24 protein-coding genes are annotated in these 26,786 nt (G+C 54.1%); 21 read left to right on the top strand and 3 right to left on the bottom strand.

The features are described from left to right. Positions 1–82: 82 nt before the first annotated feature. A complete protein-coding gene (locus tag ACSQ13_RS07995) occupies positions 83–1,966 on the bottom strand; it encodes a heavy metal translocating P-type ATPase (RefSeq protein WP_176249249.1) in 1,884 nt (627 codons plus the stop codon). 273 nt (positions 1,967–2,239) lie between these two features. On the opposite strand from ACSQ13_RS07995, the gene ACSQ13_RS07990 reads away from it, so the two are divergent. The 18 genes from ACSQ13_RS07990 to ACSQ13_RS07905 all read left to right on the top strand — a co-directional run bounded on the left by ACSQ13_RS07990 (position 2,240) and on the right by ACSQ13_RS07905 (position 21,660). Then, positions 2,240–2,818, top strand: coding sequence for a hypothetical protein (locus ACSQ13_RS07990; RefSeq protein WP_176249248.1), 579 nt, complete (start codon positions 2,240–2,242; stop codon positions 2,816–2,818). A 22-nt stretch (positions 2,819–2,840) separates the two neighbouring features. Continuing rightward, the gene (locus ACSQ13_RS07985; RefSeq protein WP_295512252.1) at positions 2,841–5,369 is read left to right on the top strand and encodes a methyl-accepting chemotaxis protein; all 2,529 of its coding nucleotides are present in this window, start codon (positions 2,841–2,843) and stop codon (positions 5,367–5,369) included. Positions 5,370–5,414: 45 nt separating this feature from the next. Continuing rightward, on the top strand, positions 5,415–5,972 hold the full coding sequence (locus ACSQ13_RS07980) for a chemotaxis protein CheD (protein ID WP_176249246.1): 558 nt from the start codon (positions 5,415–5,417) through the stop codon (positions 5,970–5,972). A 1-nt stretch (position 5,973) separates the two neighbouring features. Continuing rightward, a complete protein-coding gene (locus tag ACSQ13_RS07975) occupies positions 5,974–6,252 on the top strand; it encodes a hypothetical protein (protein ID WP_295512254.1) in 279 nt (92 codons plus the stop codon). After that, positions 6,249–6,617, top strand: coding sequence for a response regulator (locus ACSQ13_RS07970; RefSeq protein ID WP_176249244.1), 369 nt, complete (start codon positions 6,249–6,251; stop codon positions 6,615–6,617). Before ACSQ13_RS07975 ends, ACSQ13_RS07970 begins: the two co-directional genes overlap by 4 nt. Before the next feature lie 3 nt (positions 6,618–6,620). After that, positions 6,621–8,741, top strand: coding sequence for a chemotaxis protein CheA (locus ACSQ13_RS07965; RefSeq protein WP_295512256.1), 2,121 nt, complete (start codon positions 6,621–6,623; stop codon positions 8,739–8,741). Further along, positions 8,738–9,211, top strand: coding sequence for a chemotaxis protein CheW (locus ACSQ13_RS07960; RefSeq protein ID WP_176249242.1), 474 nt, complete (start codon positions 8,738–8,740; stop codon positions 9,209–9,211). Before ACSQ13_RS07965 ends, ACSQ13_RS07960 begins: the two co-directional genes overlap by 4 nt. Then, entirely contained in the window at positions 9,208–10,119 is a 912-nt protein-coding gene (locus tag ACSQ13_RS07955) for a CheR family methyltransferase (protein ID WP_176249241.1), read from the top strand. The genes ACSQ13_RS07960 and ACSQ13_RS07955 overlap by 4 nt, the downstream gene beginning before the upstream one ends. Beyond that, positions 10,106–10,492, top strand: a complete 387-nt coding sequence (locus tag ACSQ13_RS07950) for a response regulator (protein ID WP_176249240.1) — start codon at positions 10,106–10,108, stop codon at positions 10,490–10,492. The genes ACSQ13_RS07955 and ACSQ13_RS07950 overlap by 14 nt, the downstream gene beginning before the upstream one ends. A gap of 68 nt (positions 10,493–10,560) precedes the next feature. Beyond that, positions 10,561–10,857, top strand: a complete 297-nt coding sequence (locus tag ACSQ13_RS07945; RefSeq protein WP_176249239.1) for a hypothetical protein — start codon at positions 10,561–10,563, stop codon at positions 10,855–10,857. 518 nt (positions 10,858–11,375) lie between these two features. After that, entirely contained in the window at positions 11,376–13,064 is a 1,689-nt protein-coding gene (locus ACSQ13_RS07940) for a methyl-accepting chemotaxis protein (protein ID WP_176249238.1), read from the top strand. Between the two features lie 984 nt (positions 13,065–14,048). After that, positions 14,049–15,086: a LacI family DNA-binding transcriptional regulator gene (locus ACSQ13_RS07935; protein WP_295512259.1), complete on the top strand. Its 1,038-nt coding sequence runs from the start codon at positions 14,049–14,051 to the stop codon at positions 15,084–15,086. Positions 15,087–15,195: 109 nt separating this feature from the next. Further along, positions 15,196–16,509, top strand: coding sequence for an ABC transporter substrate-binding protein (locus ACSQ13_RS07930; RefSeq protein ID WP_295512261.1), 1,314 nt, complete (start codon positions 15,196–15,198; stop codon positions 16,507–16,509). Positions 16,510–16,653: 144 nt separating this feature from the next. Next, a complete protein-coding gene (locus ACSQ13_RS07925; RefSeq protein WP_176249236.1) occupies positions 16,654–17,520 on the top strand; it encodes a carbohydrate ABC transporter permease in 867 nt (288 codons plus the stop codon). Positions 17,521–17,532: 12 nt separating this feature from the next. Then, the gene (locus tag ACSQ13_RS07920; protein ID WP_176249235.1) at positions 17,533–18,363 is read left to right on the top strand and encodes a carbohydrate ABC transporter permease; all 831 of its coding nucleotides are present in this window, start codon (positions 17,533–17,535) and stop codon (positions 18,361–18,363) included. 13 nt (positions 18,364–18,376) lie between these two features. Then, positions 18,377–19,381, top strand: coding sequence for an ABC transporter ATP-binding protein (locus tag ACSQ13_RS07915; protein ID WP_295512263.1), 1,005 nt, complete (start codon positions 18,377–18,379; stop codon positions 19,379–19,381). After that, the gene (locus tag ACSQ13_RS07910) at positions 19,378–20,151 is read left to right on the top strand and encodes an L-iditol 2-dehydrogenase (protein ID WP_295512264.1); all 774 of its coding nucleotides are present in this window, start codon (positions 19,378–19,380) and stop codon (positions 20,149–20,151) included. The genes ACSQ13_RS07915 and ACSQ13_RS07910 overlap by 4 nt, the downstream gene beginning before the upstream one ends. A gap of 39 nt (positions 20,152–20,190) precedes the next feature. Then, positions 20,191–21,660 carry a mannitol dehydrogenase family protein gene (locus tag ACSQ13_RS07905; RefSeq protein ID WP_176249232.1) on the top strand — a complete coding sequence of 490 codons (1,470 nt, stop codon included), beginning with the start codon at positions 20,191–20,193 and terminating at the stop codon, positions 21,658–21,660. A 42-nt stretch (positions 21,661–21,702) separates the two neighbouring features. Here ACSQ13_RS07905 and ACSQ13_RS07900 read toward each other — a convergent pair whose 3' ends face one another. After that, on the bottom strand, positions 21,703–23,322 hold the full coding sequence (locus ACSQ13_RS07900; RefSeq protein ID WP_295512266.1) for a thiamine pyrophosphate-dependent enzyme: 1,620 nt from the start codon (positions 23,320–23,322) through the stop codon (positions 21,703–21,705). Beyond that, positions 23,319–23,801, bottom strand: a complete 483-nt coding sequence (gene hpaR / locus ACSQ13_RS07895) for a homoprotocatechuate degradation operon regulator HpaR (RefSeq protein WP_295512267.1) — start codon at positions 23,799–23,801, stop codon at positions 23,319–23,321. The genes ACSQ13_RS07900 and hpaR overlap by 4 nt, the downstream gene beginning before the upstream one ends. A gap of 91 nt (positions 23,802–23,892) precedes the next feature. On the opposite strand from hpaR, the gene ACSQ13_RS07890 reads away from it, so the two are divergent. From ACSQ13_RS07890 to hpaD, 3 genes are read left to right on the top strand one after another with little or no spacing between them, the layout of a single operon-like run. Continuing rightward, complete coding sequence (locus tag ACSQ13_RS07890) at positions 23,893–24,285, top strand: 5-carboxymethyl-2-hydroxymuconate Delta-isomerase (protein ID WP_295512269.1); 393 nt, start codon at positions 23,893–23,895, stop codon at positions 24,283–24,285. After that, positions 24,282–25,787: a 5-carboxymethyl-2-hydroxymuconate semialdehyde dehydrogenase gene (gene hpaE / locus ACSQ13_RS07885; protein ID WP_295512271.1), complete on the top strand. Its 1,506-nt coding sequence runs from the start codon at positions 24,282–24,284 to the stop codon at positions 25,785–25,787. The genes ACSQ13_RS07890 and hpaE overlap by 4 nt, the downstream gene beginning before the upstream one ends. 15 nt (positions 25,788–25,802) lie before the next feature. After that, positions 25,803–26,783 carry a 3,4-dihydroxyphenylacetate 2,3-dioxygenase gene (gene hpaD, locus ACSQ13_RS07880; RefSeq protein ID WP_176249228.1) on the top strand — a complete coding sequence of 327 codons (981 nt, stop codon included), beginning with the start codon at positions 25,803–25,805 and terminating at the stop codon, positions 26,781–26,783. The last annotated feature ends 3 nt before the right edge of the window (positions 26,784–26,786 follow it).

Genomic DNA, 26,786 nt, shown 5'->3' with positions numbered 1-26,786 from the left:
AATTCCCTCACTGGGGTCTTTGCACATGCGGGCGTCAAACTTATTGATCTGGATCATAATCCGTTGATCAGCATCACCTTTATTACGCTATGGCGTCGATGTCCGAAGCGGTGTCTTGGGGCGATAGGTCGCTTGGTGAGATGCGCAAAGCCCGCAGCGCGTTCAAAATTACGGCCAGGTCGATCACCTCTTGCAGCAAGGCCCCCTGCACGGGCGACAGATACCCAAAAGACGCCGCGATCATACCCGCAACCGAGAGGCTGATGCCAACGACCACGCTTTGCAGGGCGATCGTGCGCGCGGCCTTTGCGATCTGAATGCCGGGGCCAAGCCGGTCAATGCGGTCCACCAGCAACACGACATCGGCTGCCTCTGCCGAGGCGGCAGCCCCGCGGGCCCCCATCGCCACGCCTACGTTTGCCGCCGCAAGTGCGGGTGCGTCATTGACGCCGTCCCCGACCATCATGACCATGCCATTTGCACGCTCGGCCAGCACCAGCGCCACCTTTTGATCCGGGGTCAAATTCGCCTGAATGCGGTCAAGGCCAAGCCCCTTGGTGATGGTCTGCGCCACTGCGTTCCGGTCGCCTGTGGCCAGCACAATCCGCGCAACACCCTGACGGCGCAGCGCTGCGAGCATGGCAGCCGTTTCTTTTCTCAGCGGATCGGCCATCACCAGATGGCCCGCCAACTGCCCGTCAACCGACACGGCCACAAGAACGGACCCCGCAACAAGTGCCGAATGATTGCCTGCGCGCTGCCCGATCCGGGTCGCGACAAAATCATCACCGCCAACGATGACCCTTCGGCCCTCGACCGTGCCAATCACGCCTTCGCCAGCCGCTTCGATCATGTCGGAGGGCACGGGCAAATCAATGCCGCGTTCCCTTGCGGCCAGCACGACGGCCTGTGCGACGGGGTGTTTGGAAGCCTGATCAAGCGATGCAGCAAGCCGAAGAACGTCGTTTTCCTCGAACCCCGGGCAGCAGTTGATTGATACGATCTGCGGGCGGCCATCGGTCAGCGTACCGGTTTTGTCCACGATCAGCGTTTGGATGCGCGCCATCGTCTCGAGCGGGCCTGCGCCTTTGATCAGGATGCCGAAATGCGCTGCGCGCGACAGCCCGGCGACCAAAGCAACGGGCACGGCCAGAATGAGCGGGCAGGGCGTTGCAACGACCAACACCGCGACGGCGCGAATAGGGTCACCTGTGAACCACCATGCCGCAAAGGCGATTGTCACGGTCACCGCCAGAAACCCGAGCGACCAGCGGTCTGCCAGCCGCGCCATCGGTGCCTTGGACCGCTGCGCCTCTTCGACCAGACGGACGATGCCGGCATAGGTGCTGTGTTCTGCGCTGCGGATCGCGACCAGATCAAAGGGCTCTCCGGCGTTGGTCGCCCCGCTCATGATCTCTGCGCCGCGGGATAGTTTTGCCGGCAGGGATTCACCGGTCAGGGCCGAAGTGTCGAGAAACGCGGTACCTGAGGCAAGCGTTCCATCCACCGGCACGATGTCGCCCTGGCGTATCAACAACAGGTCATTGGGCCTGATCTCGTCAAGGGGGACGTCCTCGAGGCCACCGTTGCGGTGCAGCATGGCGGTGCGCGGCACGCGTGACAACAGGTTATGCATCTCGCGGCGGGCGCGGCCTTCGGCAAAGCTTTCCAGAAATGTGCCGCCGGCATACATGACCGCGACCACCGCTGCCGCCAGTGTTTCCCCGAACACCAACGCAGCCGTCATCGACAGCGCCGCGACAACATCAAGGCCGACCTCGCCGCGCGACAGGCTGCGGAATATGTCGATAACAAGCGCCAGCAGGACCGGAAGCACCCCCGCGAACCACAGCGCGTCCGCAACATCTCCCATCTGTGCCAGATAGAATGCCAGCCCCGAAAACAGGCCCGCTGTGGCCAGTCCCAAGAGCATGGTCTTGCGCCGATCTTCAAACTTTAGGCGCATCGGTTTCATGTCCTTTTTATCATCCTATCAGGCATTATTCCAAATGCGAAATCGCCACAACTCTTGCCACCACTGTGCCGCTATTTTGGTGCTCCAGATAGACTGGTCATTGCTCGGCAGTTTCGGGCAGGTGCTGCGGGATCGGGTAATAGATGGGGGGTTCGATTAAAATCCGCCGGAACTTCCGGCTGGGATTAAGAGCTTGCAAACACTTTTCCTATTAAAGGGGCTGGCCAGCAATCGGATTGGCAGTTTCAATAGGGATCTTACAAAATGAATAATGTGACGTACGCGTTAGCTCTTGCCTTGGGATGTGCGGGTATGCCGGCCTTTGCCGCCAACGCGGCAGAGGAAAATGCCGTCGCATATGTTCAAGTCAAGCTCGAAATCCTTGCGAATGAAAGTTTGATTTGGGGTGCGCTCGCGCTCAGCAACCACCTCAACATGAACCTGAAGGAGTCAGAAATTCTGGCTAAAGACGAGGTCTGGCGTTCTGAAATCGGCACGAAAGACCCAAGTTTGATCAACGCGATCGCCAATTCCGCGGCGTCGGATTACCTGCGCATGATGGTTGATGAATCGGGCGGTCGCATCACTGAAATCATTGTTATGGATGCCACTGGTCTGAATGCGGCCGTCAGCAACATCACGTCGGATTACTGGCAAGGGGATGAGGAAAAGTTTTCCGAAACCTTCCCGAAAGGGCCCGGGGCCGTTCACGAAGGTGAAATCGAATTTGATGAATCTGCAAATATTTATCAGCAACAGATTTCTTTGACGCTCGTTGACCCGGCCACCAGGTTCCCTGTCGGGGCGGTTACTTTCGGCGTCGATGCCGCAGCATTTAATTAATCCCCCAGATTTGGAGAACCAGATGTCGTCGATGCCAAAGCGCGTGAGCATTTTCAGGTCAGTCGCAACAAAGTTTGCCTTTGCTGTGGTTCTATCGATCTCGGTCGTGGTCCTGCCACTGCTGATGTTGCAGAACAGTTCGCTTGGGCATCTGGCAAGTGAATCCTTGGCCAAACAAGCCGAAGGCCAGGGAAAATTGCTTGCCAGCGCGTTGCCTGCCCCTGTCGCATTCGAAAAATATGGGGATATTGATGGGCTATTGGGTCAATTCGAAGAAGGGGTTGAAACCTCTTATATCAGCTTTGTCGTTGTGGGGGCCGAAGGGGCAATCATTGCAAAGCACGGCCCCAACCCTGATGAAACATTGGCCAACTTCGCACGCAGTGCTCTTGGGGCGGACAGTCACATAAACTTACCAAACGAAAAGGTACTCGCATTTCCGCTCATGTATGGAAAAGCGCGAAATGTCGGCGCATTTGCAATGCGCTGGTCGTTGGGGCCCCTTGCCGATTTTCTGGAAGCCACACAGATAAAGTCATTGATTGCCGCTGCCGTTGCCGGGTTTCTGGCGGTTGGCGCAACAATCCTAGCATTCCATGGCATAATACTAAAACCGATGTCGGAGCTCACCAAAACAGTGGAAGCGTTACGGCTTGGCGAGTTTACAACAGAAGTTGCCAGTGCCTCGCGGTCCGATGAATTCGGTATAACGGGAAAGGCGGTCGACCATCTTCGCGCAGAGCTGGAAGCCGCTGCCGCAGGTGCCCGCGATGCAAGCTTTAAGCGTGAGGCTTTCAATAGTTCTTCGGCGGCTTTGGTGCTCGCGGACCAAAATGGCGTGATCTTTGCGGTCAACCCGGCATTCGAAGACATGTGCAAAATCCGGAACGAGCAATTTCAAAACTGTTTCCCACATTTTGACGCAAGAAATCTGGTCGGAAAGCCGCTAGATTTCTTTGGCTCGAACCCTGCGGAAAAGATGGATCACATTGGTTCAAATGGCGAGGCGTTTGAGACCATAATCTCTATGGACGATGTCCGTATATCGATGAAAATCAAAGCGATACACGGTAGTGACAATCAGAAAATCGGATTTGTTCTAGAATGGCAGGACGTAACGAATGTCTGGAAAAATACGGCACTCATTAACGAACTGAACACAACGCAACTGCGCGCCGAGTTTTCACCGGATGGCAATCTGCTCGACGCCAATGAAATTTTCAGTGCTACGATCAAAAGGACTGAGCCGACAGGCGTCACTACATTGACCTCCCTGATCTCGAGCGACCTCGAAGAACTGAATGAGACACTCAAAAAAGACCGTTCCTTCGTTGGGAAAATGCGTTTTCAGGGTGCCTATGGGTGTGACGTTATTGTTGAAGGCAGCATTACGTCGGTCATTGGGACCGACCAGAAGCCCTACCGTCTGATCTTGCTTGGTCGCGATATCACCGAAGTCGAACATGCCGCCGAAAAAGCCCAGTGGGAACGTGCGGAGCTGAACGAGGAGCGGGCGAAAGTCGTCAATGCCCTGCGTGTTGCATTCAAACGTCTGCGCGATGGCCACCTGCATGTCGACCTGTCTGAACCATTTGCCGACCGTTACGAGGAACTGAGGCAGGACTATAACAGCGCAATCGGTCAAATGTGCCAGGCGTTAAGGGGAATTGCCGATCGCGCTGAAACAATCCGAAATGAATCCCAAGATATTAGCGGCACAACTGAGGTCCTTTCGCGTCGATCTGAGGGGACGGCAGCTACCTTGGAACAGGCCGCTGCCGCGCTGGACGAATTGACAGCCGCTGTTCGAGGAACCGCAGAAGGTGCTCAAAAAGCCAATGCAATCGTTTCAGAGGCGCAAAACAATGCCGAAAAAAGCGGTGTAGTTGTCTTGAAGACTGTGACCGCAATGGATGAAATCTCAACGTCCTCCAAAAAAGTAGCATCCATAATCAAGGTAATCGATGATATCGCATTTCAAACAAACCTATTGGCATTGAACGCAGGGGTCGAGGCCGCGAGGGCTGGTGAAGCAGGTAGAGGTTTCGCCGTTGTTGCATCTGAAGTGAGAGCCCTTGCACAGCGATCTTCCGAAGCGGCGACTGAAATAAACGGACTTATTGCGAAGTCAGTTGCTCAAGTGAAAATTGGTGTGGATCTCGTTGGTGAAACAGGCAGTTCTCTTCAAGAGATCGCAAATTCAGTTCATGATATATCGATGCAAGTTTCAGAAATAGCGACTTCCGCCCAGCAACAATCGCTGAACCTGGAAGAGATCAATAGTTCCGTTACAAAACTTGATCAGTCTACGCAGCAAAATGCAGCAAGATTAGAAGAAACGACCGCTGCAAGCGAAGCTCTAAAAAGAGAAGCAGTTGCCTTGGTCGAGACCCTAAACCACTTTCAATTGGCTGAAAAATCCGTCGCCTATGGCACTAAAAGTGCCAAGGTCGTGAAGATCGAAAAGCCGAAAGAAAGTGAAAAAAGGCCAAATACGCCAATATCAAATCAACTTGTGAACTCTGTGTCAGGTACATGGACCGACTTTTAAATTCATATTCATCACGCCGTTTGGGCCATGGGGAGGAAACGTTCAGTGTCGCTAAGTTTGCCAGACTCTCCAATGCGAGATGTAAAGTCAGACGAAATTATTGTCGCACAGGGGGAGTTTCACGTAAGTAATTCCCCTAATGTAATTGTGAAGACATTATTGGGCTCTTGTGTGGCGACCTGTCTATATGATCCTGTTTTAAAAGTAGGCGGAATGAACCATTTTCTGCTCGCAACAGGATCAGATCGCGACACAAATTCGGAAAGATACGGGGCATATGCAATGGAAGTATTAATTAATGGTCTATTAAAGCTTGGCGCGAGAAAATCACAGTTGCAAGCGAAAGTCTTTGGCGGAGCCACCATGTCCGGAATAATGGGGCATATTGGGATAAAGAATTGTGAATTTGCAACAAAATTTCTAGATATGGAAGGTTTTCCGATCATTGCGTGCAGCTTGGGCGGTGAGCATGCCCGAGCAATACGATTCAACCCTTCCACCGGGCAGGTTAGTCAACGGCTAATTTATGATTGCGAAGCCGAAGCTAATATATCTTCCACTCCGCTAGAAACTAAAGAAGAAATTATGTTTTTTGGTGAATAATGTGAATAAAAGAACCATAGATCTTCCAGATAAAATACAATCAGGAATGGCTGTAGAATTCGCAAAACTACTATCTGAAAGCGAGGGCTCTGATATCACTATTGATGCTCGGAGGGTTGTTTCTATTGGGGCTTTTCCTGCGGAAATTCTCCTAAGGTTTAAGTTGTTTTGCGAGGATTCCGGATGCGAATTTCAGATCGAGGTGTCCTCAAGTCTCGAAGATGATCTTAGAATGCTCGGGATGACCCAGGAGCTTCTTGAAAAGGGAAAAAAAACATGAGCTTGAGTATTTTAGCAGTTGATGACTCCCGCACAATGCGTGATCTCTTGCGCCTGACATTGGAAGAGGCCGGATTTCTAGTGACAACTGCAGAAGATGGCGCTGACGGTGTAGATAAGGTAATTGAAAACAAGCCTGATGTAATAATTACAGATATTAACATGCCGGTTATGGATGGCTTTGGATTGATTGAAGCCGTCCGGAACGGAGTGTGCGGAACATCTGTCCCCATTTTGGTGCTAAGTACAGAAAGCAGCCCGGAACTTAAGGATCGCGCCCGAAATATTGGCGCAACAGGCTGGATTGTAAAACCATTCAATGACACGACACTTATTTCAGCAATACGACGCGTTGCGAGGGTCTGAGGAATGGCATCACTTATTGAGCTTCGCCAGGTGTTCTTTCAGGAGTGTGAGGAGCAATTAGAAGATCTGACTGATGGATTGACCGCCCTTGAAGGCTCTGAGGACTTTTCCAATCTTGATCCAGAAATAATTAATAGAATGTTTCGTGCGGTTCATTCAGTAAAAGGGGGTGCTGCATCATTTTCATTAGATGCAATCACGCAATTTGCCCACGCGTATGAGTCGATTTTGGACGAGCTACGCAGCGGTAAACTAACTCTAAACCAAAAAATTATAAATACTTTCTTCACGTCTGCAGACTATTTGACAGATCTGGTTTCGCTTGGTGCTGAGAATGTGGAGCCTATAGCCGCAGAGTTAGAATCAAAGATAAAAGACCTATCAGCACTATCGGGGTCAATGAAATTTGGAGCGGGTGTTTCTGAAGAGGATGACTGTATCGCCGCATTTACTCCGCTCGCATTAAGCGGTGAGATGCAATTCCCGCCAGTTGAAGATGTCAACGGAAGTGTTTTCGAGATATACTTCAAACCAACACTGGATCTCTATGCTAATGGGCATGAACCGGTGCAAATCTTTCGGGAACTTTCAACCTTGGGCGTCTTGGAAGTCCAGTGTAAATTTGATCGTGATTTCAAATGGGATCAAGCTGAGCCAGCTATAGAGTGGCACCTGGCTCTCTCGACCAATCAATCTGAGAGTGAAATTCTTGAGATATTCGAGTTTTCGGAACCATATGCAAAGATTGAAATTTCGAGCAAAGTTGCCGATATAACCGTTTCCGCACCGATAGAAAGCGTTTCAAAGCATCCTGCTAGCACTCCTACTATGGAAAAACCAAACGCTGCTCCTGACCCAGCCGGGGAGGTTCATTCTGCGGAGCCATCTGCAATTAGAAGTGCAATAAGTGCTGCGCCGAAAGCGACTGTTCGTGTTGATCTGGATTTGGTTGACGAGTTGATCAATTTAGTCGGAGAGCTGGTCATAACCCAATCCGTCATGACGCAGTCGATTACAGAACAAGATGGTATTGGAGGGCGGCAACTTTCGACGACGCTTGAAGACTTCAAGTCCCTTACGAGAACCATTCAAGAAGGCGTTATGGCCATCCGCGCCCAATCTGTGAAGCCACTATTTCAGCGTATGGCCAGGATAGTGCGAGAGACGGCCCAAATCGCTGGAAAGGAAGTTCGATTTGCGACTGAGGGTGAGGATACAGAGGTCGACCGAACCGTGATTGAACGTTTGGTCGATCCCCTTACTCATATCCTCAGGAATGCTGTGGACCATGGCTTGGAGGATGCCGCACTACGATCGCAAGCAGGGAAGGACAGGATTGGAACTGTCACGCTTTCTGCAGCCCACCGGTCGGGGCGCGTTGTGATTGAAGTTATCGACGATGGCGGTGGCGTTCAAAGAGAAAAGGTTCTCTCGTCGGCAATTGAAAAGGGCCTGGTCCCGCAAGCTGCACAGCTCTCTGATTCTGACATTGATAGATTGCTGTTCTTACCGGGCTTTTCGACTGCAGCGTCTGTCACGAACCTTTCAGGCCGTGGTGTCGGGATGGATGTCGTAAACAGTGAAATCCGCCGCCTTGGTGGGAGGGTTGCGATCATTTCGCATCCGGGATCGGGGACGACCATCTCAATCAGTCTACCGCTTACTCTGGCGGTTCTGGACGGAATGGTTGTCGATGTCGCTGATGAGACTATGGTGGTGCCCATTTCCGCAATCGTTGAGACTATTCGGCCTGATACATCACAAATTCATCAGATCGGCCCAGCAGCACGGATGATCGCCGTGCGCGAAAAGATGGTGCCAATTATTGAATTAGGGGCAGTATTTGGCTGTGCGCCAATAAAGAATCACACCAATGACGGAATTTTGGTTATAGTAGAAGACGATAAAGGTGAGCATTTCGCGCTCGCGGTTGATAAGATTCGAGACCAAAGGCAAGTCGTCATTAAAAGTCTAGAGTCTAATTATGGGCATGTTCCTTTTGTTGCGGCAGCAACAATCCTTGGTGACGGGCAAATCGCTCTTATTGTTGATCTAGATGAAATAACCCACCAGGTTTCCGTGGATCAATCAAGGTCTATTCAATCCATTGAGGCAATCGCATGAAAATTGAAGACGATAGCAGTAATTCAGAAAAATTTGAATTAATTACATTTTCTATTGGTTCGCAGGACTTTTGTATGGATATCATACTGGTTCGGGAGATACGCGGATGGACAAATGTCACCATGTTACCCCACGCTCCCAAAGACGTGCTGGGTGTTATGAACTTACGCGGCGCGGTCGTTCCAATTGTAGACTTATCGGCACGCTTGGGCTTGGGTGTTTGCGAATCCAAAGAGAGAGATGTGATAATAATTACATTAATCGAAAAGAAAATTGTCGGTTTCTTGGTAACGGCTGTATCCGACATCATTGAGCTTTCCCAAACTGACATCCAGCCTATGCCCCAAATGGGCGGGAAAAAGGAAAATCAGTTCGTAAAAGGGATATATATCTCGGATAATAAAACGCTTCGCGTACTTGATATAGCGTCCCTCGCAGCATCAATGACGACCGCACAGGAAAGCGTATGACTATGATGAGCGGATCAAGTCTGGAAAAACGACAAGAGTTGACCTTGTCAGTAAGTGCTATTGATAAAATCAGGACCCTGCTAGGAGAAAAAATTGGGGTTCTCTTAGATGAGAGTGCTGGGAGCTTGATAACTTCAAGGCTTTCTTTACATGTGCGGCGACTGGGACTATCAAGTTTTGATAGCTATATTCAGCATATAATAGATGATCCGGGGGGGCATGAGATGTCCCTGATGATCAATGCGCTGACGACAAATACGACACGGTTCTTTCGCGAACTTAGGCATTTCGAAATATTTGAAAATGAGATACTTCCTTCACTTATTAAACAAGCCAAAAATGGAGCACGCGTGAGGTTATGGTCCGCAGCTTGTTCGAGTGGTGAGGAAGCATATAGTATCGCAGCGGTTCTGTTGAATAATTTCCCCGACGCCCACAATTTTGATATACGTATTTTGGCGACGGATGTTGACACTCAAACGTTGAAACATGCAGAGGCTGGCGTTTATTCAAGAGCATCTATTTCCAGTGTCCCGCAGCGCTATGTCGAAGATATTTTTGAGCCAGAACAGGACAGTGATAACCTGTGCGTTCAGGAAAAATTAAAGGCACTTACAACATTTAGGTATCTTAATTTTATCGAGCCTTGGCCAGTTTCTGGCCCATTCCAAGTAATTTTTTGCAGAAATGTTGCAATCTATATGCCGCCAGAAACGCAGTCGAAAATTTGGACAGGTTTGGAAGCTGTTTTGGACCCAGATGGCGCTTTGTTCATTGGGCATTCGGAACGCATCGGCCCTGAGTTGATGGATAGGCTGGAGCTATTTGGACCGACGTCCTTCCGCCGCCCTCAAGCGCTGAGAAGTCAGAATATTGAGCACATGGAGAGTCTTAATGTTATTACGTGATTCAGTAAAAATTTTGGTTGCGGATGATACCAGTGTGAGCAGGGGTCTAATTTGTAATGCACTGGATGAAATTGGAATTGCAAATGTTGATGTATGTAACTCTGGGGATATTGCCTTCGACAAGGCTACTCGGGAAGGGTTCCACCTGGTGATATCAGATCAGCATATGCCTGGAATGACTGGATTGCAATTGCTTGCAAATTTAAGGGCTCAAAAATTGACATCAAGAATCGGATTTATATTGGTAAGTGGTTCGATGACTAAAGAAATCCTAGCGGAAGCTCAAAAGTGGGGTCTGAATAACTTTCTACCGAAACCATTTGACACTGCAAAGATGAGGGCGTGCCTCGAAACCGTCACAGGGCGTTTATGACAAGGGTGCTTCTTAACTTGGGTGAGATTGTAAAGAACCTGGAAGGCGAAATCTTTAGGATAGAGACAATGGCGCGCGAAGTCGAAATCGCATTTATGAAAATATCAAAGACTGATGGTAATATTGGAAAAGACGATGTGATTTCACTACAGAATGTGGACTTGCTTATTCAAACCGCAGAAGACATTCAAAGATTTTTAAAAGGTCTGTGTGAGAGCGAGAGCCTTGAAGTGAAAGTCAATATATCCGATTGTCTAGATCTTCTCCATCTGGGGCAAACAAGAAGGAATTTATCTGGTGCGGTTTTCGGTAAACCTACTGAAGAAGAGGATGTAACATTCTTTCAAGACGCGACGAGTTGCTAGTCTGTCCGCCGCTATTACGTTTATGGTTTCACCCCAATGTGCTAGCAGTTGATCTTCATATATCGCGGTCCAAATTGCCCTGTTTAACTGAAATTGGTGTTATATTGGTTTCACGTCTTAAGGTTTCATTTTTTATATTCTGCATATAACTACTTATCGTGTAATTTTGGACTTGCGATGTTTGGAAATTTGTCTTGGTCTTTCGTAACAATTCTATTTTCCCTGGGGGTTGGGCCTTTGGCAGCAATTGGACCAACCGTGGGCAATTTGGATAAAAATGGTATTTACCTAGTCATCTCTCTCGAACCTATTAGGCCGTTGTTTCAATCAGTTTCCTCTGTTCGTGGCCGTGAGCTGGGTCCGCGAAGTTCGCGATTTTCAACTATGGTTATGTTGCCGCCAAGTGGGCATGCCAACCTCAAATCTGCTGGATACCGAATGCTTCCCGCTAGTGTGTTAGCGGGAATTTGCGGATTTTCAGTCAATCCAAAGTCTCTGCCTTCAAGGAGTTAACCGTTGTGACAATAAGTTCACTTTCAACATCTGCTAAACTGATCTTTGGAGGAGCAATATTGCTTTTCCCGTGCGTTGTCCTTGCTGCATTTGCTATTGGCAGTAACATCGTTTGGGCGAGCGCAGTCTCAATCAGCTTTTTGATATTGGGAGCATCGATGGCACTCAGCAAGCCATTGCTGGTACCAGTTGGGGCGGCGATTGCACTTACTGGCCAGGCAATTGCGTTAAACGGGGCTTTTCAAGGTCATCCTTGGCAGATTGACAGTCACATGCTGTATTTTGCATTGCTCGCATCGTTGGTTGTTTTGCGGAGTGTTCCATCGCTCATTGTGGCCGCTGGGGTTATCGCAATCCATCACGCGTCGCTCTCTGTACTGATGCCCTCTTTGATTTACCCCTCTGGCGGGGTTTGGGAGAATATCGAGCGCACCTCGTTTCATGCTGTCATAGTTGTGCTTGAGACGGCGGCGTTGGTGATTACTGTGCTTCAGTTGAAGGGCCTTGAAGTGGAAATGAGTTTGAAAGCTGATGAACTTTCTGAGAGTTTGGCAATTTCAGATACGGCACGCACGCTTGCTCAAACAGCGCAGAAACAAGCCGAGACAGCCAAACAGGAGGCGCAGTCAGCGCAAGAGCGCGCTGAAGCCACCATCGTTCAACTTGAAAATGCCGAAACGACGCGGCAAGCGAGTGAGGCCGAGACGCTCAAATTACAGAACGATCATATGGAGCGTGATCGCGCAAAGTCTGAGGAGCAGGCCTCTGTGGTTGATGCCCTGCGTGTTGCTTTGGGGCGTTTGCAATCGGGTGATTTGACTGCGCGCATCTCGGGATCGCTTCCGGAAGAGTATGATGAATTGAGGAATGGCTTCAACGCTGCGGTACAAGCGTTGGAAGAAATGGTGTCCGAAGTTGCCAGCCGATCGTTGCAAATGGATGCAGAAATTCATGAGATTTCGATTTCCACCAATGATTTAGCGCTCCAAACTGAACAACAGGCCATGACCCTTGGGAAGACTTCCAATGCGTTGGATGCGCTTACTCGGATAGTTAAAGAAAATGCGGCGAATGTTGACGAGGTAAACGGGTCTTCGCAAACTGCGCAAACCAGTGCAAAACGAAGCGGTGAAATTGTGTCAGATGCTTCTGTTGCGATGCAGTCGATCAAGACGGAAGCTGAAGAAATTGCCAAAATTGTTGAGGTTATTGACGCGATTTCCTTTCAGACAAACCTTTTGGCGCTGAATGCTGGTGTTGAAGCTGCACGGGCAGGTGATGCCGGAAGAGGATTTGCGGTTGTCGCATCAGAAGTGAGAGCTCTTGCGCAGCGGTCGGCGGAAAGTGCGACAGACATCCGGACAATCATCACCCGATCAGAGGAGCAGGTGGCGAATGGATCAAATAAGATCGCGGATAGCGTTTCTGCCCTGGAAAAGGTTGTTGCCGGCGTTCTGGCGATAACTTCGAAAATGGAAAAAATCGCGGAAAGCACGCAAAGGCAAAGTGTAGAGATATCATCTGTAAACGCTTCTGTAGGTGATTTGGGATCCGCTACGCAGCGTAACGCCGCACGGTTTGAGCAAACCAACGCCGCCTGTCTTAGCCTGGCCCAGAACGCCAGTACGCTGCGTGAATTGACCGAGCGGTTTCAAACGACCGGCGCAAATTCGATGGCCCGAAAAACGGCATAGACATCGAAACCTACGCGACTAGGGGCGGGCAGCTCTATCATACCCGTGCGGCTGGTCTGGATGGCCTTTCTTCCTTGCAGGTGTTGGCGGGCCTTCCTGCCAGCTTTCGGATTTCCAGGCGGGGGTCAACGCTCGGTTTAATATTGCATCAATTAAGCAATGAAAGTGGACGGCGTTGAATATCCGTGCTGGTCATTCAACGCGAAGCCTTTGGTTGGGACCGGTTTCCTCAGTGGCGTTTTCTGACGCGCGGGTTGTAACCCGGATTATTAAGGGGTGTAGAGCGGCATCAGCGAAAATGGTCGGCAGCAATTTTAAATCCATGAGATTTTGAAGGGGCGATGGTGCTCTGTAACCGGTAGCGGGAGATCCCCTTGGGGATAACGGCGGGTGTCCATGGACGGCGAAGCGGTGGGCCGCGCAATCCGAGTAGTTTCTTTACAAAATGGATCTTGCGGCCCGCGAAAGGCGAAAGGCAAGGAGGCGGGGGCACCAAGGTTGGGCGGAGCGCAGGTTATTAATCGATTTGAAAGCGAGACCAGAAGCCCCGGATGAGTGAATTGAACCGGGGCGCGCTGCTTGATTTCGATCTTCCATGCCAAAGACACCATATCAGTGTGGTCGCCGAACAAATGCTGCGAAGCAGTTTGACTTAGAAACTTGTAGCCCAGATCGAGTATTGCAGCCCCCGGGCGTTTGTCACGACCCTGATGGCGGTGTTGTCGACAAACACAAGCCGATGTCCAGAAACTCACAGCTTGCTATGACGCGGCTCGGGATCATGTCTGGGTCCTGGGTCCTGGGTCCTGGGTCCTGGGTCTTGGGCGCTGCGCGATGCTTTGGACGTGGTTCTGAATGACATCTGCTTGGGAAATGGCAATATTTTGTCGGGTATTTTACCGCATGTGAAAATCTCCGTGGCGACATTTCCATTTTTTTACCTTACTGTTCATTTCAGCAATGGTAGTGAAGGAAATTTTACACATGTCAAAGCCTGAGATCCATACGATGGAGGAGCTGTCAGCCGCGATCGGTGTGTCGCGACCGACTTTGTCACGTTATTTTCAGGATCCTTCAAAGGTCAGCAAGTCCTCGGTCGAGCGTATTCGCAGCGGGTTGGAGCAGGTGGATTACACGCCGAACTTCTTTGCCACGCGGATGAATCGGAAGTCGACCGGGATGATCGGCGTGATTATCCCCTATCTGAATGACCTTTTTTTTACACGTCTGCTTGAGGCGATTGAGCGTGCTGCCATGCGGGCAGGCTATACCGTTATCACGCAATGTTCGCATGCGGACCCCGATATCGAAGCCCGCGCTGCCGAGACGTTTCTGTCTATGAATGTGGATGGGGCGGTCGTTGCCCCACTGGGCAATCACAGTGACCTGAAGGTCTATGAAAGGCTGAATTCAAGGCTGCCTTTTGTGCTGATGGATTCACGTCCTGCCCGCTTGTCCCAGGTGGATTTTGTTGGGACCGACCATGTTCAAAGCACTGGAATAATTACAGAATACCTGAACCGTGTCGGTGGTCCGCCGGTGTTTCTGGCGATGCCGCGTGTGAACTTTAACGCCCTTGAGCGTGAGGCGGCATATATCGCCAAGATGGAGGAGCTGGGGCATGAGCCCGTCATTATCGGCACCGAGGAGGTTGATGCGGGCGGGTATTTCGAGGCGCATGGGTTGGCGGTCCTGAATGCGTATTTTTCGAAGGGTGAGTTTATCAATTCATCGATCCTGTGCGCGAATGACCGTGTGGCAATCGGGGCGCTACGGGCCGCGGCGCATCACGGGCTTGAGCCGGGGACGCTGCGTCAGGGCGGTTTGCGAATCGCGGGGCATGATGATTACCCGCTTTGCCCCTTCCTGATCCCGACACTGACGACCGTGGCCCAGAATGTTGAGGCGATAGGGCAGGCGGCCATCGATCGGCTGATCGAAAAGTTGCGCGCGGAAAATTCTCAAGACAATCAGACGGTTCAGCTTATGGATGGCGTGCTGAAGATCCGGGAATCCGCCTGAATTCTTTCCGTTTGCTGCGTTGCGGCGTTAATATTTGAAATATTAAGTTGACGGTTGTGCGATCTTGGACCTAGTGTTGACACGTGTAAAAGTCTTTGGGAGGACAACCATGAACATGAAGCAACTCTTGCTGACCTCTGCGGTCGGCTTCGGTCTGTCTGCTGGCATCGCAGCCGCGGATGGTACGACAATCACAATCGCAACTGTCAATAACGGTGACATGATCCGCATGCAGGGTCTGACCGAGGACTTCAACGCGAAGCACCCCGACATCACAGTCGAATGGGTCACGCTGGAAGAAAACGTTCTGCGTCAAAACCTGACAACAGACATCTCCACCGGTGGCGGTGCCTATGATGTTATGACAATCGGCACATACGAAGTGCCAATCTGGGCCAACAACGGCTGGCTGGTGTCCTTGAACGAAGGCATGGCCGATGATTTCAACAAGGACGACCTGTTGCCTGCGATCGCTGGCGGTCTGACTGTTGACGGCGAACTGTACGCATCGCCGTTCTATGGTGAATCCTCGATGGTTATGTATCGCACAGACCTGATGGAAAAAGCCGGGCTTGAAATGCCGGACGCGCCAACATGGACATTCATCCGTGAAGCCGCAGCCGCAATGACCGACCGTGAAAGCGACATCAACGGCATCTGTGCGCGCGGCAAAGCAGGCTGGGGCGAAAACGGTGCCTTCCTGACAGCGATGTCCAACTCCTTTGGCGCACGTTGGTTCGACGAAGAATGGAACGCACAGTTCGACAGCCCTGAATGGGCCGATACCCTGAACTTCTATCTGGGTATGATGAATGAATCCGGTCCAGCTGGTGCCGCCAACAACGGTTTCAACGAAAACCTGACACTGTTCCAGCAAGGAAAATGTGGCATGTGGATCGACGCAACCGTTGCGGCATCCTTTGTGACAGGCGCAGATTCAACTGTCGCAGACAAAGTCGGTTTTGCATTGGCACCTGACAACGGTCTGGGCAAGCGCGGCAACTGGCTGTGGGCATGGTCCTTGGCGATCCCGTCTTCTTCTGAAAAGCAGGACGCCGCGAAAACCTTTATCTCTTGGGCAACCGGCCCGGCCTATGCAGAACTTGTTGCGGGTAACGAAGGTTGGGCAAACGTACCTCCGGGCACACGTACATCCTTGTACGAAAACGCCGACTACCTTGCTGCTGCACCATTTGCACAAATGACGCTTGATAGCATTCTGTCCGCAGACCCGACAAACCCAACTGTAAAGCCAGTGCCTTACACAGGTGTCCAGTTTGTTGCGATCCCTGAATTTGCGGGCATTGCCAACCAGGTCGGTCAGCAGTTCTCGGATGCACTTGCCGGCAACCAGACAGCCGAAGAAGCCCTTGCAAAAGCGCAAGCGCTGACCACCGAAGAAATGGAAGCAGCGGGCTACTAAGCCGACGCTTATCTTCCAGTCCGGGGCAGGGCGTACCTGCCCCGGATTTCCCTGAACCACCCCACAGTTGTATGCTAGGTGTTTTCGCAGGTCGCGTACGCGGTCTTCGTAAGGTCCTGCTTATCTTGTCGGAAGGAGCCTGACATGGCGACAGAACATTCCAAATCAGCCGCGCGCATCATGATCGCCCCAGCCGTTTTTCTGCTGTTGGTGTGGATGCTGATCCCCTTGTGCATGACGCTGTATTTTTCCTTTGCAGATTATCGCCCGATGCGCGGTGTGTTCGATGCGTGGATCGGGTTTGATAACTACGTCCGGTTTGTGTCGTCCTCATCGTTCCTGTCATCGGTCGGGACGACCCTTTGGATGGTGGGCGGCATTCTGGCCATCACGATCACGGGCGGTATTCTTCTGGCGCTGCTGCTGGATCAGCCGATGTTCGGTCAGGGCATTGTCCGCATTCTGGTGATCGCACCGTTTTTCGTCATGCCCACCGTGTCGGCGCTGGTCTGGAAGAACATGTTCTTCAATGTGGATAACGGGCTGTTTTCATACTTCTACAAGTTCTTTGGTATGCAACCCTATGATTTCCTGAGCCAATCCCCGTTGCTGTCGATCGTGATTATCGTGGCATGGCAATGGCTGCCCTTTGCGACATTGATCATGCTGACGGCGGTGCAATCGCTGTCCAGCGAACAGCTTGAGGCCGCCGAAATTGATGGCGCACCGCCGCTGGCGCGGTTCTGGTACATCATCCTGCCGCATCTTTCGCGCGCCATTACCGTGGTGATCCTGATCCAGACAATCTTTTTGCTGTCGATCTTCGCCGAGATTTTCGTGACCACCAACGGGGCCTTTGGCACACGCACATTGACCTATCTGGTCTACCAGCGCGTCCTTGAAAGCCAGAACATCGGTCTGGGCTCAGCGGGCGGGATCGTTGCCGTCATCCTTGCCAATATCATTGCCATCTTCCTGATGCGCATTGTCGGCAAAAACATCGATAACTGAAGGGTACAGATCATGGCACGCGCAATATCTCCCCGCAAAAAACTGATGTGGACAGCCCTGGCATGGGGTTTCGGTCTACTGATCTTTTTTCCGATCCTGTGGACATTCCTGACCAGCTTCAAGGCGGAAAGCACCGCGATTTCCGACCCGCCGGTCTGGTTCTTCTTTGACTGGACGGTTCAGAACTATCACGACGTGCTGGAACGGTCGAATTATCCGCTGGCCTTGATGAACTCGATCATCATCGCAGTTGGATCGACGCTTTTGGGGATCGTGATCGCGGTTCCGGCGGCTTGGGCGATGGCCTTTGTGCCGGGCGATCGGACCAAGGATGTCTTGTTGTGGATGTTGTCGACCAAGATGTTGCCCGCCGTCGGGGTTTTGTATCCGCTTGTGCTGATTGCGAAATACTTTGGCGTGATGGACAGCCGTCTGTTGCTGGTCGTCGTGCTGATGTTGATCAACCTGCCGATCATTGTCTGGATGCTGTACACCTATTTCCGCGAAATTCCCGGTGAGATCCTCGAAGCGTCGCGGATGGACGGGGCGAGCCTGAAAAACGAAATCCTGTATGTGCTGACGCCAATGGCGTTGCCGGGGATCGCATCGACCATTCTGCTGAATGTCATTCTGGCCTGGAACGAAGCATTCTGGACCATCCTGCTGACCACCGTTGACGCAGCACCCTTGACCAAGTTCATCGCCAGCTTTTCGGCACCCGAAGGCTTGTTCTACGCCAAGCTCAGTGCGGCTTCGATTATGGCCATCGCGCCGATCCTGATCATGGGCTGGTTCAGCCAGAAACAACTCGTCCGGGGCCTGACCTTCGGCGCCGTCAAATAAGGAAGGATTTCTCATGGGACGCATCACGCTCGAGAAAGTGCAAAAGAAATTCGGCGAAGTGGAGGTTATTCCACCGCTGGACCTGACCATCGAAGACGGTGAGTTCGTGGTTTTCGTCGGCCCGTCGGGTTGCGGTAAATCCACCTTGCTGCGTCTGATTGCGGGGCTTGAGGATGTCACGGGCGGCGAAATCCGCATTGACGGTCAGCCAGCCACAAACCTGCCACCGGCCAAGCGCGGGCTGGCGATGGTTTTCCAATCCTACGCCCTGTATCCGCATATGTCGGTGCGCAAGAACATCGCGTTCCCGCTGAAAATGGCGAATATGCCGGTCGAGGAACAGAACCGCCGCATCGAAACCGCAGCCAAGGCGTTGAACCTGACTGATTATCTGGACCGCCGTCCGGGGCAACTGTCGGGCGGGCAGCGCCAGCGCGTGGCGATCGGCCGTGCGATTGTGCGCGAACCTTCGGCCTTCCTGTTTGACGAACCTTTGTCCAACCTTGATGCGGCCCTGCGCGTGGGGATGCGTCTGGAAATTTCCGAGCTGCATAAAAAGCTCGAAACAACAATGATCTACGTGACCCACGATCAGGTCGAAGCCATGACAATGGCAGACAAGATCGTGGTGCTGCGCGCGGGCCATATCGAACAGGTCGGCACGCCGCTCGAATTGTATCACACGCCGCGCAACCTGTTTGTTGCGGGCTTTATCGGCAGCCCCAAGATGAACATCATCGGCGGGGAAACTGCTGCCAGACATGATGCGATGCATATTGGTATCCGCCCTGAACACATGGAAATCGTCGAAAGCGGCGGCACCTTTGTGGGCAAGGTCGGCGTGGCCGAACACCTTGGCTCTGACACGTTCTTCCATGTGCATCTGGCCGAAATGGACGAACCCATGACCGTGCGGGCCACGGGCGAGGTCGGGTTGCGCTATGGCGACACGATCCACCTGACACCGCAGGCAGACAAGATTCACCGCTTTGATAAAAAAGGGCTGCGGATCGCATGAAACGGCTTGAGGGAAAATCGGCCCTGATTACGGGCGCTGCCCGTGGCATCGGTCTGGGCTTTGCCGAGGCCTATATCGCTGAAGGGGCGACAGTGGCGATTGCGGATATCAACCTTGAAGCAGCACAGGCAGCGGCCGCCGGCCTGGGCGATGCGGCCTATGCGGTTCAGATTGATGTCAGCGATCAGGCCAGCATTGATGCGGCCATTGCATCGGTCGTGGATCACGCGGGCAAGCTCGACATCCTGATCAACAACGCGGCTTTGTTCGACGCCTCTGAGACCGTCGACATCACCCGCGCCAGCTATGACAAGCTTTATGCCGTGAACGTGGCGGGCACGTTGTTCACCATGCAGGCGGCAGCAAAGCAGATGATCCGGCAGGGCCACGGCGGCAAGATCATCAATATGGCGTCCCAAGCGGGCCGTCGCGGAGAGGCGGTTGTGCTGGTCTATTGTTCGACGAAGGCGGCGGTGATTTCGATGACGCAATCGGCGGGCCTTGATCTGATCCGCCACGGCATCAACGTCAACGCCATCGCCCCCGGTGTGGTGGACGGCGCGCATTGGGATCATGTCGATGCGATGTTTGCCAAGCTGGAAAACAAGAAACCCGGTCAGAAAAAGGCCGAAGTCGCAGCAGGGGTGCCTGCCGGGCGCTTTGCTGTTCCTGCGGATTTGACGGGCATGGCGATCTTCCTTGCCTCGGCTGAATCTGACTACATCGTGTCGCAGACGTATAACGTCGACGGCGGTCAATGGATGAGCTAGGCGCGTCCGTCATCCTATCCCCCCGAACCGGAGAAATTGATGGCCCAGCCGTTGACTCTTAAGACCCTCAAAGACCTTCCTTCAGACATTCGCGTGCCGTCCTACAAGCGCGCAGACCTGTCTCCGGGGATCGTGCACATCGGCCTTGGCAACTTTCACCGCGGCCATCAGGCATGGTATCTGCACCGTTTGATGGACATGGGGCTTGCCCATGACTGGGCCATTATCGGCGCGGGTGTGCGTGCCGCCGATACCGCGCAGCGCGAACGCCTGAAGGCGCAGGATTACCTGTCGACCCTGATCGAACTGGACCCCAAGGGGAAATCGGCGGAAATCACCGGATCAATGATCGGTTTCGTTCCGGTCGAGGATGACAATGCCGCGCTGATCGCGCAAATGGCCGACCCTGCAATCCGCATTGTGTCGCTGACCGTGACCGAAGGCGGGTATTACCAGAACGGGGCAGGCGGGTTTGATGCCGCCCATCCCGATATGGTTCATGATGCGGCGCAGCCTGCCACACCCAAGACCGCATTCGGGGCGATGATCGCAGCGTTGAAGCTGCGCCGCGCGGCGGGCCATGGGCCCTTTACCTGCCAATCCTGCGACAACCTGCAAGGCAACGGCGCGATCCTGCGTCAGACCGTGGTGGGCTTGGCGCAACTGTCCGACCCTGATCTCGCGGCTTGGATCGACGCGCAATGCACTTTCCCGAATGCGATGGTCGATTGCATCGTGCCCGCGACGGGGCCTGCCGAACTGGCCCTTGCCCGCGAATTTGGCGTGATTGATAGCGCGCCTGTCACCCATGAAAATTTCCGCCAATGGGTGATCGAAGACACGTTCTGCGCAGGCCGCCCCGACTGGGACCGTGCAGGTGCCACCTTTACCGATGATGTCCACGCCTTCGAGGCGATGAAACTGCGTTTGTTGAATGCGGGCCATCAGATCATCGCCAATCCGGGCGAGATTTTGAACATCGAAACCATTTCGGGCTGCATGGCGCATCCGACCATCCGTGCCTTCCTGCTCAAGGTCAGCACCGTTGAAAGCGCGCCACATGTGGATGCCGTGCCGGGGATGACCGCGCTGGCCTATATCGATCTGATCGACGGGCGTTTTTCCAACCCTGAAATCCGCGACACGGTGCGCCGCGTGGCCTTTGACGGCAGTTCGCGCCACCCCGGTTTCGTCCTGCCCATCATCCGTGATGCGCTGGCCGCTGGCACTGCAATCGAAGGCCTGGCGCTGGTCGAAGCCTTGTGGGCGCGTATGTGCGCAGGCACCCGCGAGGACGGGACCGAAATCGCCCCGAATGACCCCTATTGGGCGGACCTGAAAGCCGCAGCACAGGCGGCAAAAACCAATCCGCAGGCGTGGCTGGACCAAAGCCGGCTTTACGGCGATCTGGGCTGCAATGCGGCCTTTTCCGCTGCTTTTGATCATTGGCTCAGGATGATCTGGTCAGACGGCGCAACCGCCGCGATGCAGCACTATATCGACAGCTGAAAGAAAGGCCGCCCGTTCAATCAGGCGGCCTTTTTGTTAGGATCAGCTTGCGTGGGGCGCGGGGTGCAGGAACGACCACGGCGACGTCTCTGATCCGGTCTCGACGGGTACTTCGATCAAGGCAGGTACATTGGCCTTGAGCGCCTCGGTAATCGCCGTCTCAAGCGCTTGGGGTGTCTCGGCGCGTTCGGCCCGCATGCCAAAGCTGTGGGCCATCGCCACAAAATCGGGGTTGTGCAGTTCAGAGCCCAGCACGCGCCCGTTAAACACATTCATCTGGTCGCGGCGCACATTGCCATAGGCGTTGTTGTTGAAGACGACCGCGACGACCGCGATGCCTTGTTGCACGGCGGTGGCCATTTCCTGCATCCCGAACATGAACCCGCCATCGCCATTGACCGACACAACCGCCTTGTCAGGGTTGGCGATCTTGACCCCAAGGGCGGTGTTATACCCAAAACCCAGATTGTCCTGATAGGCGCAGGTCACATATTGGCGGGGCTTGTAGACGGGAAACCCGAACCGTGCGGTAAAGCCCATCTGGCTGACTTCCTCGACAAAGAAACCGTCACGGGGCAGGGCGCGGCGGATCGCGTCGAGATAGCTCATTTGCGGTTGCACCGTTTGCGCGGCTTCGTGGGCGCGGGTGGTGTAGTCGGCGAATTCAGCCGCGCGGTCAGGCGCGCTATGCCCGTCCAGTGCCGCCACAAGGGCAGCGGTCGCGTCGGCGGCATCGGCCACGACGCCCAGATCGGGTTTCAGGCGCACCATCTCGGTCGGGTCGATGTCGATGCGCAGCACCTTCAACCCTTCGGGCCGCCATTGCCAGCGCATGAATTGCAGCTCAAGCCGGCTGCCGATCCCGATCAGCAAATCGCATTTCTGGAAATAATCATAGGATGCGATCAGGTTCATCGACAGCGGGTGATCCTCAGCGACGATTCCCTTGCCACTGCGATGGGCCGTGACCGGAGCCTGAATTTTATCCGCCAAAGCAAGCACTTGGTCCGCTGCATCCAGCGCACCGCCCCCCACCATGATCAGCGGGTTTTCGGCCTGTGCAATCATCCTAGCGGCTGCGGCGATGGCATCAGGGTCCATCACGACCTGCCGGATCGGGGCGGCGCATTGGTCAGGCGCGGGCAGTTTTTGCCCGAACACATCCCACGGGACTTCGACCGCGACAGGGCGCTGGCGGCCCGACAGCATCTGGGTAAAGGCCTGCGCCATTGTATCGGCGGTTTGCGAGGGGTGATCGATGCGGTCGGACCATTTGGTCAGCCCGCGCAAGGTGGCTAGCTGGTCGGGCAATTCATGCAACTGCCCGCGCCCCTGACCAATCAGGTGCGACATGATATTGCCGGTCAGACACATCACAGGGGCATTGCCGCCGTAAGCCGTGCACAACGCCGCCCCCGCATTCAGAACACCGGGGCCGGGCACGACCGTAAACACCCCCGGCTTGCCAGTGGATTTCGCATAGCCATAGGCCATATATCCGGCACCTTGTTCGTGGCGTGTATGAATGAAACGCACGTCATTGCCGCGCCGGGCAAGCGCATCGGACAGCTCGTAAGAATGCGCCCCCGGAATGCCAAAAACCGTATCGACACCATTTGCGACGAGCGCATCGACCATCATATCGGCGGTTGTCTTGTTCATGGGGTATGTCCTTTTGTGGTGATATCAGGTGTCGCTGTCAGATCAGCGTCTTTCAGATCTTCAAGCAAGTCCAGCAGTTGAGATATGCGTACGCTACCAAAACGGGCATGAAGCTGCTGTGTGATTTCAGCAGAGCGGGCGGCATGATCGTTGATCAGGTTTTGCCCCTTTGTGCTGATCGTGACGATGGATTTGCGCCTGTCCTTGGTGCCCGGGTGGCGGGTCAGCAGGCCGTCTTTCTCCATCGCGCTCAGGATGCGGGTCAGGCTGGGCAACATCAGGCAGGCGGCGCTGGCGATGGCGGTCTGTTCCATCGGGCCGGATTCAGATACCACCCGCAAGACCCGCCATTTCTGTTCGCTGATGCCGGTCTCGCTCAGCATTTCGCGGTAAGGACCCATCACGGTTTCGCGGGCGCGCAGCAGCGCAATCGGCAAGGATCGTGCGGTTTGCGTCAGTTTTGAGCGATCGTTGGTCAAGGTGGGGCTTTCGGGTTAGCTAAATTTGATTGACATGTTAATTAATATACTTAACTTGTCAACTAAATCCATGCGGCTCCGGGGAGGGTTCATGCCACATCTTCACATTGATTATTCACCCAACCTTGCGGCGCGTCTGGACGTTGCCGCGCTGTGTCAGGTGGTCGCCGATGCCGCAGCCAAGACGGGCGTTTTTCCTGTGGCGGGCATTCGGGTCCGCGCCACCGCCTGCACCCATGTGGTGATGGCCGATGGCAACCCCGATCACGCGTTTCTGGATCTGTCGGTGCGGCTGGCGGCAGGGCGCGCGGATTCTGCCAAGCAGGCCGCCGCGAAAGCGATCTTTCAAGCGATGGAAGCGTTCTGCGCCCCCGTGATGGCAAGCTCTTCATTCATGCTGTCGATGGAGATGCGCGAGATCGACCCTGCGCTGAGCTTCAAATCCAGTTCAATCCGCCAATACCTGTCAAAGGAATTACAATGACCGATCTTGCCACGCATCTTGCCAAGCTTGACGCCCATCTGGCGCGGTTTCGCGACAAGGGGATTTTGAACCTGATCGACGGTCAGGATATCGCCGGTCAGCAAAGCTTTGAAACCTGTTCGCCGGTGGATGAAACCTTGATATGTACTGTCGCCAAAGGCACGGCAGAGGATATCGACCGCGCCGCCAAAGCCGCCAAAGCCGCGTTTCCGGCATGGGCCGCACTGGACGGGGCCGCCCGCAAAAAGATATTGCACAAGATCGCCGACGGGATCGTGGCGCGCGCCGAAGAAATCGCGCTGTACGAATGCTGGGACACCGGTCAGGCGTTCCGCTTCATGTCCAAGGCCGCCCTGCGCGGGGCTGAAAACTTTCGCTATTACGCCGACATGGCCCCGACGGCACGCGACGGGCAATCGCTGCCCACCAACAGCCACATGAACATCACCAGCCGCAGCCCCATCGGCCCCGTGGGGGTGATCACGCCGTGGAATACGCCGTTTATGCTGTCCACCTGGAAGATCGCGCCCGCCTTGGCCGCGGGCTGCACCATCGTGCATAAACCCGCCGAATTCAGCCCGCTGACCGCCCGTATTCTGGCCGAGATCGCCCACGAGGCGGGTCTGCCCGCCGGTGTCTGGAACCTGGTCAACGGCATGGGCGAAGACGCAGGACGCGCGTTGACCGAACACCCCGATATCAAGGCAATTGCCTTTGTCGGAGAGAGCAAAACCGGATCGATGATCATGAAACAGGGGGCCGATACCCTGAAGCGCTGCCATTTCGAACTGGGCGGCAAAAACCCGGTTGTGGTATTCGATGATGCCGATTTCGAACGCGCCTTGGATGCGACGATCTTCATGATCTATTCGCTGAACGGGGAACGCTGCACATCGTCAAGCCGCTTGTTGGTGCAAGACACGATTGCCGACGCATTCGAGGCGCGACTGGTCGAGCGGGTCAACACCATTCGCGTCGGTCATCCGCTGGACCCTGCCACCGAAGTCGGCCCACTGATCCACAAGGTGCATTACGACAAGGTGTGCCGCTATTTTGACATCGCCCGCACGGATGGCGCGACTGTGGCCGCAGGCGGCACGGCACCTGACGGGAAGGGTTGGTTCGTCAAGCCGACCCTGTTTACCCACGCGACCCCGAAAATGCGGATTTCGCAGGAGGAAATCTTTGGCCCGGTCCTGACCTCGATCCGGTTCAAGGACGAAGACGAGGCGTTGCGCATCGCCAATGATGTCGATTACGGGCTGACGGGATATGTCTGGACCAATGATGTCACCCGCGCCTTGCGGTTCTCGGACGCGCTGGATGCGGGGATGATCTGGGTGAATTCCGACAACGTGCGCCACCTGCCGACACCCTTTGGCGGCACCAAGGCCAGCGGGATCGGCCGTGATGGCGGGCAATGGTCGTTTGATTTCTATATGGAGCAGAAAAACACCGCCTTTGCCCTTGGCCAGCATAAAATTGCCCGTCTGGGCGCGTAAACAAAGGACAGCGCTATGCCAATTCCCGCCGCCAACCTGAACCCGCCCTTCAACATCGTCCGCCTCAGCCATGTCGAACTGCGCGTGACCGATCTGGCATGGAGCCGCGCGTTTTACGTCGATACCCTGGGTCTGCAAGTCACCCACGAGGACGCGACCCATATCTATCTGCGCGCCATGGAGGAACGCGGCCACCACTGCGTGATCCTGAAAAAAGCCGAAGCCGGATCGGTGGGGGTTCTGGGCTTTAAGGTCTGGAGCGAAGAGGACTTGGACCGCGCCGAGGCATGGTTCAGATCCCGCGATCTGCCCACCGCATGGATCGAGCGCCCGTTTATGGGCCGGGTGCTGTCCACCCGTGATCCGATGGGTATCCCGTTGGAGTTTTATGCCAAGATGGACCGGCTGCCGTCGATCCATCAGAAGTACAAGCTGTACCAAGGCGTGAAACCGCTGCGCATCGACCACTTCAACATGTTCAGCCCCAACGTCGATGCGTCGGTGCAATTCTATGGCGACATGGGTTTTCGCGTTACCGAATACACCGCAGACGAGGAAACCGACCGCACCTGGGCCGCATGGATGCAGCGCAAGGGCGGCGTGCATGACGTGGCCTTCACCAACGGCACCGGCCCGCGCCTGCATCACCTTGCGTTCTGGGTGCCGACGCCGCTTAACATCATCGACCTGCTCGATCTGATGAGCACGACCGGCTATGTGACCAACATCGAACGCGGGCCCGGACGGCACGGGATTTCCAACGCGTTCTTCTTGTATATCCGCGATCAGGATGGCCACCGCACCGAGATTTACTGCTCGGATTACCAGACGATCGACCCCGATATGGAACCGATCAAATGGGATCTCAAAGACCCGCAGCGCCAGACCTTGTGGGGGGCCGCTGCGCCGCGCAGCTGGTTTGAACTGGGGTCGCTTTTCGACGGGGTCACTGTCGCTGAAAGCGATCTGAAGGCGCAACCGATCATCGCACCCTAAAGG

This window comes from Sulfitobacter sp. SH22 (assembly GCF_965641905.1).
GTDB lineage: Bacteria > Pseudomonadota > Alphaproteobacteria > Rhodobacterales > Rhodobacteraceae > Sulfitobacter.
Note: the sequence above shows the minus strand (reverse complement) of the source record. Positions and strands in the feature narration are given on the sequence as shown.